The organism is Fibrella aquatilis (genome assembly GCF_017353255.1).
In the GTDB taxonomy this organism is placed as follows: domain Bacteria; phylum Bacteroidota; class Bacteroidia; order Cytophagales; family Spirosomataceae; genus Fibrella; species Fibrella aquatilis.
Genome location: NZ_JAFMYU010000008.1, coordinates 114,863 through 128,619, shown reverse-complemented (window position 1 = coordinate 128,619; position 13,757 = coordinate 114,863). Strand labels below are relative to the sequence as shown.

Below are 13,757 nucleotides of genomic sequence, written 5' to 3'. Positions count from 1 at the left end.
ATATAAGGGATTGCGGATTGGGGATTGCGGATTTTGGATTGGCTGACGCAACAGGATTGGGGATTTCGGATTGTTGCTGACGCATGGGTTTGCGCTGGCGTCAGCAACAATCCGAAATCCCCAATCCTGTTGCGTCAGCCAATCCGCAATCCCTTCAAATGGGTAGGTACAGTTCAAACGTGGCGCCTTGGCCGGGGGTGCTGTGGGCACGGATGGCACCGCTGTGGTTGTCGATCACACGTTTGACAATGGCGAGGCCAATGCCGGTGCCGTCATACTGCGCCCTGGTATGTAGCCGCTGGAACACCTGGAAGATGCGGTCAGCATATTTCTGGTCGAAGCCAATGCCGTTATCGACAATAGTAATACACTGATAGACAGGCACTTTTCGCGGTGGCGAAATAGTCTGAGGCAGGTTTTCGAGCAGGACCTCCTGGCTATGGATGGTAATAACCGGAGCGATATCGACCTTCCTGAATTTCAGCGCGTTGGTGAGCAGGTTTTGAAACAGCTGCCTGAGTTGCGACTCGTCGCCGGGCAGGGTGGGCAGGTCTATGGCCTGAATGATGGCACCCGTTTCGCGGATGGTCAGGTCGAGGTCGTCGAGCACCCGCGCCACCACGTTGGTCAGCGCCACGGGCTTCAGATCACCCGGTTTGGCTGATAGCCGCGAGTAGGTCAGCAAGTCGTGAATCAGGCTCGACATCCGGGCCGATGCAATCTGCATCCGGCTGATCAGATCACTGCCCATCTCGCCTAGTTCCGGGCCGAAGCGTTGCTGAAGCACATCGCCGAAGGACTGAATTTTGCGCAGCGGCTCCTGCAAATCATGGCTGGCCACGTAGGCAAACTGTTGCAGGCTCTCGTTACTGCGGCGCAGGTCGATGATGGAGTGTTCGAGCTGGCGTTGCAGGCGTTTAAGGTTGGTATAGTCGGCAAAGGTGACCAGCACTTCGTTCCCCATTTTAGTGGCCATGATGTCGAGCCACACATCGATACCATCGGTATCGTAATGAAAATCAAACCGTTGCGTACGACCTGTAACATAGGCTTTCAGGTACGTATCGAACAGGCCATTGGTCTTGTAGCCTGGAAACCAGCGGCTACCCAACTCACCGATAACGGCGGCAGGTTCCTGTCCTACATAGGCGGCCAATTGGCGGTTGGCCAGCCTGAACCGAAAATCGACCACCTGATTATGGTCACCGAAAACGGGTTCAAAGAGGAAAATGCCCGCCTGCGCCGTGTCGATCACTGTGGTCAGTTCGGCCGCCGATGCTTCCACAGCCTTATTCGCCCGCTTGATGGGCGACACGTCGGTGAAGGTGACCACAAAGCCATCGCCCAGCTTTTGGGCAGAGATGTCGAGCCAGAAGTCCAGCCCGTCGTGGTTATAATACACCTCCGTACGCCCCGGCTGGCCTGTTTCGGTAGTCTGTTTGTAGAGGTCGAAGAGACCAGTTTCTACGTTGCCGGGAAAGATTGTCAGCAGCGTGTTGCCAACCATCTCGTCGATGGTTTTGCCCAGCAAGCCAATGCATGCCCGGTTAACCACCATAAAACGGAAGTCAATAATCTGCCCCTGTTGCGCCGGGCCGCGAATGGCATCAAACGCAATGATGCCGCTATCTGAACTGTCTAAAACACTGTTTATCAACTCGGCCTGATGCTGATTGTCAGCCGCTTGCAGCTCCAGTGCCTGCTGCGCCTGTTTCAGCAGCGTGTAATCAGTGAAGGTGACCAGCACGTCGTTGTCCACCCGGACGCTCTGCACGTCGAACCAGACGTCGAACCCATCTACGTTATAGTGAATGTCGAACCGTTGCATCTCGCCGGTGAGGTACGTATGGCGATAATAGTCGAATAGGCCCGTTTCGCGGTAGCTGATAAACCAGTCAGAAGCCACGGCACCGGTGATCACGTCGGGTGTTTGGCCTACCAGCGCGGCCACCATGCGGTTGATGGTTTTAAACCGAAAATCGACCAGTTGGCCTGCTTCATCAAGCACGGGACTAAATACAAAAATACCCACCTGCGACAGGTCGATGACGGTTTGCAGGTGCTTAGTGGCCAAAGTGGCAGTTTCGGTGGCTTTGTGGGCCTCGGTGGTGTTGGTGGTGGTCAGTACCAGGTGATTATCCTGCCGGGCAATAGACACTTCAAACCAGCCTGTCAGGCGCTCATCTTCGTAATAATACTCGCCGCGCCGGGGTTTTCCATCGTTTTGTGTCTGGCAGTATAAAGCAAAAAAACCACCCTCTTTGTAACCAGGATACACCCCTCCCATTGTTTGCCCAATAATGGCCTGCCCATCAATGCCCGTAATATCGCTCAGGGTCTGGTTGGTTGCCAGAATCCGGAAATCGTCTACCTGCCCGGCGCTGTCATACATGGCTTCGAGTAGTAGTACGCCACTGAGCGACCCGTCGAGCATGGTCTGCATCAGATCAGCCTGCCTGGTAATCAATTCATTAGCCTGCCGCAAGGTCGATTCGTCGCGCAGCACACTAAGTATACCGCCGTTTAGCTTGCTCCGCCGAACGGTAAACCAGCGATTGAGAAACGTATTTCGGTAACTAAACTCATGTGCCACGCCGGTAGTAAACACGCGGGCAATGGCGGCAAACCCCGATTCGTCGCTGGTTGTGGCCGGGTCGTGCACCTCCTGCACGGTCATACCAAGCCGCACGGTTTGGGCATTACTCGTCAGGCTTCGGACCCGTTCGTTGAGATAATCGATACTGAAGTCAACAAGCTGATGCTCAGCATCATAAACAGGTCGCATCCAGATTACACCGTCGGGGAGCGCATCCAGAATATCAGTCAACGAAACGTCGAGTAGTGAATCGGGCAACATGTGTGGGGTGGCGTTGAGGCAATCCTGACCGTACCGGATGAGTACAACGTCAGTAAGACGAAGTTAAAACGAGGGTTGGGCCTTTCCTATTGGCAACACAACATCCGGGCCAATTGTTAGGGCAGTTACGTTGTGTACCTTTGACTATCTTCTTATTTACTGACTCATGAGCAAGCAACGCTACCAACGTATTAGCCTACTTTTCTGGCTACTGACTATCAGCACATTAACGCCATCTGCGGCCCAGCTGGTTACCACCGTCCCCACGTTTCCTACGGCCGACAAGGAGGTAACCATCATTGTAGACCTGACCAAATCGGCAGATGGCCGGGCCAAAGCGCTATTAGGCAAAAAAGACGACGTCTACCTGTGGTCGGGGGCAGGCTCTACCGAAACGGGCGATGCCTTTCAGTTTCAGCCTGCCGGACAAAAAGATTTTGGGCTGCCTTTCGCCCCCGGCACCATGACTGCCCTGGGTGGCGACAGGTGGCAGATTAAGCTTGTACCCCGCACCTACTACGGCGTACCGGCCAACACGCCCATTCGGCGGCTGGGGCTGGTGGTGAAAAGCGGCGACGGCAAAGCCCAAACCGAAGATTTTTTCGTTAAAATCTACGACACCAAACTGACCGTGAGCTTTGCCCGCCCCACGGTTAAGCTGCTTTTTGTTGAAACCAACACCAACGTGTCGGTACGGGCCAATGCCTCCGACAAAGCCACACTCACGATGCTGGTAGACGGTAAGGTAGCCACCACGGTTGCCAACGCCGATTCGGTAGTAGCCACGGTGCCGTCGGGCGCCACGATCAACACCCTGCGCAAGGTGGTGGTGACGGCCAAAACCACCACGGAGACCGCCGCCGACTCGTTTTTGCTGTACGTGAAACCCACGCCCACCGTGGCGGCGGTACCGGCAGGACTGCGCGACGGTATCAATTATGGCACCGACCCTACCAGTGCCACGCTGGTGCTGTATGCCCCGCTGAAGACGTTTGTCAACGTGATCAGTGAGCAAAACGACTTCACGCCCACGCCCGCTTCGCTCATGAACCGCACCGCCGACGGAACCCGCTACTGGCTGGAGATCAAGGGGTTGACGGCCGGACAGGAACTCGCGTTTCAATACCTTATCGACGGGCAGATTGCCACCGGCGACCCCTACGGCGACAAGATTCTGGACCGCAACAACGACTCGTTTCTTTCTGCCACCTATGCCGGACTAAAAGCATTCCCCACCAAAGCGCAGGGGCAGATCGTGTCGGTGCTGCAAACGGGGCAGACGGCCTACCCCTGGAAGGTGGCCAGCTTCACGCGCCCCAACGCCAAAAACATGGTGGTGTATGAACTGCTGGTGCGCGATTTTACCGCCACGCGTCAGTACAAAACCGTGATCGACTCGCTGCCATACCTGAAAAAGCTGGGCATCAACGCCATCGAACTCATGCCGATTATGGAGTTTTCGGGCAACGACTCGTGGGGCTATAACCCCATCTACTACTTCGCCGCCGACAAGGCCTACGGGACCAAAAACGACCTGAAAGCGTTTATCGACAAGTGCCACGAAAACGGCATTGCCGTGATCCTCGATATGGTTCTGAACCAGGCCGACTACGAATTTCCCTACGTGAAAATGTACTGGGACGGCACCAAACCCAGCGCCGACAGCCCGTTTTTCAACCAGCAAGCCACCCACCCGTTCAGCGTCTTTTTCGATTTTAACCACGAAAGCAAAGCCACCCAGGCCTATGTGCAGCGGGTAAATCAGTACTGGTTGCAGGAATACAAATTCGACGGCTACCGGTTTGACCTTTCCAAGGGATTCACCCAAACCCCCAACCCCACCAACGTGGGGGCCTGGGGCAACTACGACGCCAGCCGCGTGGCCATCTGGAAACGCATTTACGACGAAATCAGGGCTTATGATAAGTCGGCCTACGTCATTCTGGAACACTTTGCCGATAACAGCGAGGAGAAAGAACTGGCCAACTACGGCATGTTGTTCTGGGGCAACCACAACTATAATTTCCGCTACTCGGCGCGGGGCGCGGTGAGCAATCCCAACGACATCAACACCAACTGGATTTCGTATAAAGAGCGCGGCTGGAACAACCCCAACGTAGTGGGTTATATGGAAAGCCACGACGAAGAGCGGCTGCTATATGACGTGCTGCAAAACGGGGCGTCGTCGGGCACCTACAACACCAAAGACCCCGCCACGGCCCAGGAACGGGCCAAACTGGCGGCGGCGCTGTTTTTGCCCGTGCCCGGTCCCAAGCTCATCTGGCAGTTTGGCGAATTTGGCTACGACGTCAGCATCGAAACCAACGGCCGCACCGGAGCCAAGCCCCTGAAGTGGGAATACCTCCGCGACGCCAACCGGACCAAACTGCTGCGCGTATACCAGGAGTTGATTAAGCTGAAGCTCTCGCAGCCTGCCTTCCAGACCACCGATTTTGTGTATCAGGGAGCTACGCCGGTGAAAAGCCTTACTCTCAACGACGCCACCAACCCCGTGGTGGTGATCGGCAACTTCGACGTGCAGGCTAATGTGGTGGCCCTAAGTTTACCCAAAGCTGGCACCTGGTACGACTACTTTTCAGGACAAACCATCGAATCCGGGGCGGCGCTGAACCTGCAACCTGGTCAATGGCATATCCTGACGGCCACCAAGCTGCCCACCCCCGAAGCAGGCCTTGTACCCTGGCTGGTTACGCCGCCCCCCGCCCCCATCCTGGCTACCGAACCCCTGCCCAACCTGACCATTTCACCCAATCCCACCACCGATTTGGCCACGATACATTGGCAGAGTGCCTATCGTGGTTCCGTTACGATTTCGGTTAACGGACTGACTGGCAGGTCATTGCAAACGCAGGTGGTCGACAAAACGGCGCAGGTGCTACACCATTCGGTGAGTATGCATACGCTGCCTGCGGGTCTGTACCTGCTTAAAGTGCAGACCAAAGAAGGCGTACACGTGCAGAAGGTGTTGAAAGAATAAAGCCAGCTATCTGGCAACAAAAAACCCCACTAGCCACTGGTTAGTGGGGTTTTTTGTTTTGGTAGATTATAAGTTTTCAAAATTAGTCACCTATCTGATAATCAACCGGTAGACTAAATCTCAGTCTCATAGTTCGCGTCAAATCACCATTGCCAGTGCAATGCTAATTTGACAACTGCGGAACAGCATTTTCCTTTCTGCCAATAATCTCCTGCCGGTGGGCAACACCCCATTCGCGGAGGGCACGGATAACCGGCTCGAGGCTGCGGCTGTGGGAGGTTGCTTCATATTCTACCGTGATAGGGCGGGTGTTGCAGACGGTGCGGGTAATCAGCTTATTGATCTCCAGTTCCTGCAATTCTTTTGAGAGAATGCGTGGCGAGATACCAATTTCCCGCACCAGCTCCTTGAATCGCCACTTGCGTTCAAGCATAATAGAGAGAATAACCAATTTCCATTTGCCGCCAATTACGTCGAGCGTGTCACGCATGGCCCGGTGAGCACCCTGGCACTCAGGAGACGAAAAATCCTTCATAACGGTATCCTTTTTGTAACTGGTATTCTTTAAGTAATGAGTCACAAATATGCCACTTTTTGCCCGCAGCTTTGTTCAGCTATTGTAGCAACGGTAGTACGTCCGGTCTGTTACGCCACGCGCTTTAGTCCAACTTACTTTTTACGATCAACGTCACATGAACATTTTGCACCTTATTTCCAGCCCACGCAAAGGGGCATCGGCCAGTATCCAACTCGGTAACGCGGTTGTTAACCAACTCCAAGCCGCTAACCCCGGCAGTACCGTTACGGTGCATGACCTCACGAACAAACCCTTCCCCCACCTGGAAGAAGTTCACCTGCAATCATTCTTTACGCCCGCCGAAAACCACAGCCCAGAGCAGCAGGAAGCCATTCGCCACTCAGATCAGGCCATTGCCGAACTCAAAGCCGCCGATGCCATCGTGATTGGCATACCGGTCTACAACTTTGGCGTCTCGTCGACGTTGAAAGCCTGGATTGACCACATTGCCCGCGCCGGCGTTACCTTCCGCTACACTGCCAATGGCCCCGTAGGGTTGATCGAACCAGGCAAAAAAGTGTATTTGGTCATAGCAAGTGGCGGTATTTATTCAGAAGGGCCAGGTGCTGCTATTGACTTTGTTGTGCCTTATCTGAAGACTTCGCTGGGCATGCTGGGCCTCACCGACGTGATTGTATTCCGGGTGGAAGGCACCAGCATTCCCGAATTGAAAGAAACGGCTATGAAAAAAGCCATTGCCAGTATCAGCATCGAACCAGCCATGGCGGCGTAAGTGTGAAAAATAGTCGTAAGTCGTAGGTCTGGAAAGTCGTAAGTGGCTTCGCTATGTAGGTTGCTGACGCCTGGCTCCGCGCCCCGGGCCCTCCAACAAGCTCAGGGTGACAGGGACATGGATTCAGGCTCTTGAGTTGATTCAAGCTCGTTGTCACCCTGAGCTTGTTGAAGGGCCCGGGGCGCGGAGCCGTGCGACAGCAACCTACCCACCAACATTAAAACCACCTCCCACACTTACGACTCTAACTCATATGGAAATAGGCATTGACAGTTTTGCTACGAACGTGCTCGACAACGGGTCTGGCACCATCATCAGCGGCGAGGTGGCCATGGGTCAGGTACTTGACCGCATCGAACGGGCCGATCAGGTAGGGCTGGACGTGTTTGGCATTGGCGAACACCACCGCTCGGAATTCCTCGACTCGGCCACGGCCGTGATTCTGGCGGCGGCAGCGGCCCGCACCAACCGCATCAGGCTCACCAGCGCCGTTACGGTGCTCAGCGCCGCCGACCCGGTACGGGTGTTCCAGGAATTTGCCACTCTCGACCTCATCTCGAAAGGGCGGGCCGAACTAGTAGTGGGGCGCGGGTCGTCTATCGAGGCATTTCCCCTCTTTGGGTTCGATCTGAACGATTATGATGCCCTCTTTGCCGAAAAACTGGACCTGCTGCTCACCGTCCGCGATAATGAGCAGGTGCGCTGGAAAGGCAAATTCCGGCCTGCATTGACGGGGCAGGGCATCTACCCCCGGCCCATGCAAAACCCCTTGCCCATCTGGCTGGGCGTAGGTGGCACGCCGGCTTCGTTTGTGCGGGCGGGTACCTTGGGCCTACCCCTGATGGTAGCGATCATTGGCGGCGACACCCACCGTTTCCGACCCCTCATTGATCTGTATCGCGAAGCTGGCCGCCGGGCGGGGCACGCGCCGGAGCAACTACAGGTGGGCCTGCACTCGCTGGGCTACGTAGCCGAAACGGGCGAAGAGGCCGTAGAATCGGCGTTTCCGGGCTATGCGCGTACCTTCAACAAACGCGCCCTTGAGCGCGGCGGGCCACCCGTTTCGCGAGCGGCCTTCAGTGCACAGTTGGGTCCGCTGGGGGCATTGCTGATTGGTAACCCGGAAGAAGTGGCCGAAAAAATAATCCGCCACAGCGAGGCCCTAGGGGGCATTTCGCGCGTGACGTTTCAACTCGACGTAGCCAGTCAGCCCCACGAAAAACTCATGCACGCTATCGACCTGCTGGGCACGCGGGTGGCGCCCTTGCTGCGCTGACGAGCGGCGGTGAGTTACGGTGGTGAAGGCCGGACGTAGTTGTCCAGTTTCGGACAGGTTAACAAAATAAAAACGCCCTCTAAAGCCCAGGAATGGGCTTTTTTTATGTCTGGCATGTGGCTTGTACTACACCACAGCAACCTATACGAACCGCCTACAACCATGCTGACTACTAATCTTAGAATCGCTTACCGGACGTTGGTGAACAACAAGGTGTTTTCGTTCATCAACATTGTCGGGCTGGCGGCGGGGCTGTCGTGCTGCCTGCTCATCTGCCTGTATTTGATCGACGAACTGAGCTACGACAAGCACCACCGCAACGTAGGGCAGCTGTACCAGATCGGGACGGTGTTTGTGCGGCCCGACGGCGAGAGCAAAACTGCCGCCACTCCCTACCCCGTAGCCGACGCGCTGAAGCTGGAGTACCCCGAGATAAAGGCCACTACGCAGCTGGTAGGCCTTTTCGTGGATGACAAGACGATGTTGCGCTACGACGCGCCCCCCGGCAAGTCGGCGGTTTTTTACGAAACCAATGGCTACCTGGCTGACCCTACGTTCTTCTCGTTCTTTACCTATGATTTTATTGAAGGCAGCGGCGAACAGGCCTTGAAGAATCCCAACGCCCTGGTGCTGTCGGAAGAAATTGCCCACAAGCTCTTTGGCACCCAACCGGCGCTGAACAAGGTCATCCACGTGGAGAGCAACACCAACGGTGACGGCAACTACACCGTTACGGGGGTGTTTCGGCCCGGCAAGGCACCGTCGCACATCGATGCCCGTTTTTTTATGTCGTTTGCCGGGGGTGGGCTAGCCAAGTATGTGCAGAGTCAGACGAGCATGGCGGGCAATAACATGTTTTTCACCTACCTGAAGCTGGCCCCCGGCACCGACCCTAAAAAGCTGGAAGCCAAGCTGCCCGCTTTCGTGGAAAAGTACATGCGCAAAGACCTTCGAGCGGCCTCGTTCGACAAGCGGCAGTTTCTGACCGCCGTACCCGACATCCACCTTAGTACCGAGTTAACCCACAACGTAACGCCCAACGGCAGCCTGACCTACCTCTACATTCTGGGGTCTATTGCCCTGTTTACGCTGCTCATTGCCTGCATCAACTTCATGAACCTCAGCACAGCGCGGTCGTCCAAACGGTCGGGCGAGGTGGGGGTCCGGAAGGTACTGGGCGCGGGGCAGGGGTCGCTCATTGGGCAGTTTCTGGCCGAATCGGTGTTGTTTAGCGTGGTGGCGTTTGTGCTGTCCCTGATTTTTGTGGCCTTGCTGCTGCCCACCTTCGGGCAGGTGTCGGGCAAAGTACTGTGGTTTTCGCCGGGACAGAATGGGCTGTTGCTGACCGCCTTTCTGGTCCTGAGCCTGCTGGTGGGGTTACTGGCGGGGAGTTATCCGGCCTTCTATCTGTCATCGTTCAGGCCTATTCTGGTGCTCAAGGGCAAAATCACCAACTCGTTGGCGGCAGTGTCGGTGCGGCGGGGGCTGGTGGTGTTTCAGTTCACGCTGTCGGTGGTACTCATCATTGCATCGCTCACCATTGGTCGGCAGATGAGATTCCTGCGGTCGGCCGATCTGGGTTTTGCCAAAGACCAGCAGATCATCCTGTCGCTACGGAGTGCTATGGCAAAAAAGAGCTACCCAGCCCTGAAAAATGCCCTGGCCGCCAACCCGCAAATTCAATCGGTGGGGGCGTCGGCCTACTATCCGGGCATTATGAACCCCGAAGACGGCAACTTCTACGGCGAAGGCCAAACCAGTACCGAAGGACAGCGGACGCGCACCAACCGGATCGACTACGACTACCTCAACACGTTATCGATCAGGCCCGTAGCTGGCCGATTGTTCTCGCGGGCCTTCCCCGCCGACAGCAACCGGCTGGTAGTTAACGAGCGGGCTGCCAAGGCCCTGGGCTACCCCTCTGCGCAGGCAGCCATTGGCAAACAAGCCTTTACCGACCGTAACGGGGGCCGCGTGGGGTTCACCATCATTGGCGTGGTCAACGACTTTCACTTTGAAGACCTGCACCTGCCCATTACACCCTACGCCTTTACCCTCAACGACAGCCCCAATTACAACTATGTCGTGGCCCACGTGGGGGCGGGGCAGCTTCAGCCAGTATTGCAGTCGCTGGAAGCCACCTGGAAAAAGCTTAACCCCAACGAGCCGTTCGAGTACAGCTTTTTGAACGACGAGTTTCAGAAGAACTACGTGGCCGAAACCCGCCTGGCTACTGTGGTGGGCTATTTCACGTTTGTCGCTATCCTGATTTCCTGCCTCGGCTTGTTCGGGCTGGCATCGTTCAACGTTGAACAGCGCACCAAAGAAATCGGCGTACGCAAGGTGCTGGGGGCCACCGTGGGCAGCGTGGTGGTCCTGCTGTCGACAGATTTTCTGCGGCTGGTGGTGGTCGGGGCGGTGTTGGCTACGCCCATTGCCTGGTACGCCATGCACCGTTGGCTCCAGGATTTCGCCTACAAAATCACCATCGACTGGTGGCTCTTTGCCGGTGCGGGCCTACTGGCCGTGGTCATTGCGCTGCTGACGGTGTCCTTCCAGAGCATCAAAGCCGCCCTGATGAACCCGGTGACGTCGTTGCGAAGCGAGTGAAGGGATTTACGAGCGGTCCGCCGCTGCGGTACGAATTACGATGTACGATTTTTGCTGACGCAGGGGTACGCTGGCGTCAGCAAAAATCGTACATCGTAATTCGTACCGCAGCGGCGGACCGCTCGTAAATCCCTACGCTTCATCCAGCACGGGCACGTGATTTAAATCCAGCTCGCCTTCCCATTTGGCTACTACGCTGGTCGCCACGGCGTTACCCATGACGGAGGTGGCCGAACGACCCATATCGAGAAAGGGGTCGATGCCCAGAATGAGGGCCAGGCCTTCTACCGGCAGGTTGAATTGCGAGAGGGTACCGGCAATGACCACGAGCGAGGCGCGGGGTACGCCCGCAATGCCTTTGGAGGTGATCATGAGCGTTAGCAGCATGAATATCTGCTGTTGCAATGTCAGCGGCACACCGTAGGCCTGGGCAATGAACCCCGTGGCAAAGGTCATGTACATCATCGACCCGTCGAGGTTGAACGAATAGCCCAGCGGCAGCACAAAGCCGATAATGCGGTTGGAGATGCCGAAGTTCTCCAACACCTTGATCTGCTGCGGCAGCGACGCCTCTGACGACGCCGTGCTGAACGACAGCAGCAGCGGAGCTTTCATAGCCTGCAACAGCTTGAAGAACGGGATGCGCATGACTGTGCAAATGGCAAACAGCACCACGAAAATGAAGAACAGCAGTCCGCCGTAGAAGCACAGCAGCAGGTAGGCATACGACACCAGAATGCTCAGACCCTTGCTGGCCACCACTGCCGCCATAGCACCTAACACCGCAAACGGAGCCAGTTGCATCACGTAGCCCACCATCTTGAACACCAATTCGCTTAGGGCGTCAAGCGCCTTTAAAATTGACTTGCCCTTGTCGCCGATGGCTCCCAGCGCCACGCCGAAAAACAACGAAAACACCACAATCTGGAGGATTTCGTTTTCAGACAGGGCGCGAAAGGCCGAGTCGGGGAAGATGTGGAGGATGAAGTCTTCAAGCGAGTTGAGCTTTTTGCCTTCGATGCCCAGCGCCGTGCCCGCCGCCGGACGGGGCCAGCTCTGGATACTGCCCGGCTTGGTAATGTTCACCACCACCAGCCCGATAATGAGCGACAGGATGGTGGCGAAATAAAAGTAGCCTAGGGTTTTGATGCCGATGCGGCCAACGACTTTGAAATCACCGAGTTTAGCAATGCCCACCACCAGCGTAGAGAACACCAGCGGCCCGATAATCATCTTGATAAGCTTCAGGAAAACCTTGCTGAACAGTTGCAGCTTGGCCCCGTAGGCGGTGGCTTCGTCGGGCGAAAAGCTGCTGTGGAGCACCTGCCCGATAAGTACGCCCAGCACAAAGCCGATAACGATTTTGGTAGTAATGGTGAGTTTCATGTGGGTAAATATAGCACCAGCCCTCTACTCCATTGCCTGATACACCGCCATGCGAAACTTGCGGACGAATTCGCTGTAGTGGGCGTAGGGGTGTACGTTGGTGAAAACCAGCATAATCACGTTTTCGGTGGGGTCAACGGTGTATTCCGAGCAGTACATGCCGCCCCAGGTGTAGGACCCCGGCGAAGCCTGATCGCCGTAGTGACTGCTGGACGTGATAAGCTGCAACCCCATCCCGAATTTATCCTGCCGGTCCCAGACGGTACCTTCGCCAATCTGGTTGCGCACCATCATCTCTACGGTCTTGCGGCCCAGGATGTGCTTACCGTTGAACTCGCCGCCGTTGAGCAGCATCTGGCAGAATTTGGCGTAATCTTCTACTGTGCTCACCAGCCCCGCCCCACCCGAAAAGTAGGTCTTCCCGCCTGCCACGGCAAACTTCCGGTACACGTCGTTGGTGTGCACCGTCAGCGGGCCGTCGGCTTCTTTGGAGTACAGTTCTACCAGGCGGGCGGCTTTGTTGGCGGGCAGGTAGAAGTAAGTGTCTTTCATGCCCAGCGGATCGAGCACACGCTTGCGCATGGCCACGTCGAGGGGGTCGCCGGAGAGGATTTCCACCAGCCGACCAATGATGTCGGTGTTAAGGCCGTAGACAAAGCCGTCGCCGGGGTCTTTCAGCAGTGGCCGTTTGGCTATTTTGTTCACCACGTCTTCCAGCCGGTCAGGTTCCAGCGACGCAAAAAACGGCACTTTAAACTCCGCCCGTGTCTCCAGCGGGTGTTCGTAGGGAATGCCCGCGCTATGCGACAGCAGTTCGCGGATGGTGATGCCCGTTTTGGCGGGGCGGGTTTCGTAGGAACCTTTGGCGGGGTCGTTTTTGTCGTAGCTGACCAGCACCGTGGGATTTTTAAACGCCGGAATGTACTTGGCAATGGGGTCGTCGAGGAGGAATTTCTGCTCCTCCAGCAGGGTCAGCAAGGTGGCCGTGGTGATGGCTTTGCTCTGCGAGGCAATCCGGTAAATGTCAGACGTGCGGGCGGGAATACGCTTGGCCAGGTTACTGTATCCGTAAGCCTTATGGTGCACCACCACGCCGTTTCGGGCCACAAACGCCACGGCATTGGGGGCAATGCCTTTGTCGACAAAGCCCTGCAACAGGCTGTCGATGCGTTGCAGCCGCTGCGCCGAAAACCCCTGCTTCGCCACCGACGACGTGGAATAGAACTGCTGCGGTTTGGCGCCCGTAGACGGAAAAGGCCCCGACTGAGCCAGCAACGACGACGACAACAAACAGAGGTAGAGGGTTTTATGCATAGTGGG

The 13,757-nt window shown here is 56.2% G+C and carries 8 protein-coding genes; 4 read left to right on the top strand and 4 right to left on the bottom strand.

The features are described from left to right. Positions 1-154: 154 nt before the first annotated feature. Positions 155-2,857 (bottom strand): PAS domain-containing sensor histidine kinase, encoded by a 2,703-nt coding sequence (locus J2I48_RS12200; RefSeq protein ID WP_229376169.1) that lies wholly within the window; start codon positions 2,855-2,857, stop codon positions 155-157. Positions 2,858-3,023: 166 nt separating this feature from the next. Here J2I48_RS12200 and J2I48_RS12195 point away from each other — a divergent pair, with 166 nt between their 5' ends. Continuing rightward, positions 3,024-5,855, top strand: a complete 2,832-nt coding sequence (locus J2I48_RS12195; protein WP_207335725.1) for an alpha-amylase family glycosyl hydrolase — start codon at positions 3,024-3,026, stop codon at positions 5,853-5,855. Positions 5,856-6,018: 163 nt separating this feature from the next. Here J2I48_RS12195 and J2I48_RS12190 read toward each other — a convergent pair whose 3' ends face one another. Then, positions 6,019-6,390 carry a winged helix-turn-helix transcriptional regulator gene (locus J2I48_RS12190; protein ID WP_207335724.1) on the bottom strand — a complete coding sequence of 124 codons (372 nt, stop codon included), beginning with the start codon at positions 6,388-6,390 and terminating at the stop codon, positions 6,019-6,021. Between the two features lie 157 nt (positions 6,391-6,547). On the opposite strand from J2I48_RS12190, the gene J2I48_RS12185 reads away from it, so the two are divergent. The 3 genes from J2I48_RS12185 (at position 6,548) to J2I48_RS12175 (ending at position 11,051) form a co-directional block, all read left to right on the top strand. Next, on the top strand, positions 6,548-7,165 hold the full coding sequence (locus J2I48_RS12185) for an FMN-dependent NADH-azoreductase (RefSeq protein WP_207335723.1): 618 nt from the start codon (positions 6,548-6,550) through the stop codon (positions 7,163-7,165). A gap of 253 nt (positions 7,166-7,418) precedes the next feature. Then, complete coding sequence (locus J2I48_RS12180) at positions 7,419-8,441, top strand: LLM class flavin-dependent oxidoreductase (protein ID WP_207335722.1); 1,023 nt, start codon at positions 7,419-7,421, stop codon at positions 8,439-8,441. A gap of 162 nt (positions 8,442-8,603) precedes the next feature. Continuing rightward, entirely contained in the window at positions 8,604-11,051 is a 2,448-nt protein-coding gene (locus J2I48_RS12175; RefSeq protein ID WP_207335721.1) for an ABC transporter permease, read from the top strand. Between the two features lie 132 nt (positions 11,052-11,183). On the opposite strand, the gene J2I48_RS12170 is transcribed toward J2I48_RS12175, so the two are convergent. Then, on the bottom strand, positions 11,184-12,437 hold the full coding sequence (locus J2I48_RS12170) for a dicarboxylate/amino acid:cation symporter (protein WP_207335720.1): 1,254 nt from the start codon (positions 12,435-12,437) through the stop codon (positions 11,184-11,186). A gap of 24 nt (positions 12,438-12,461) precedes the next feature. Beyond that, positions 12,462-13,751 (bottom strand): serine hydrolase domain-containing protein, encoded by a 1,290-nt coding sequence (locus J2I48_RS12165; protein WP_207335719.1) that lies wholly within the window; start codon positions 13,749-13,751, stop codon positions 12,462-12,464. Between the last annotated feature and the right edge of the window lie 6 nt (positions 13,752-13,757).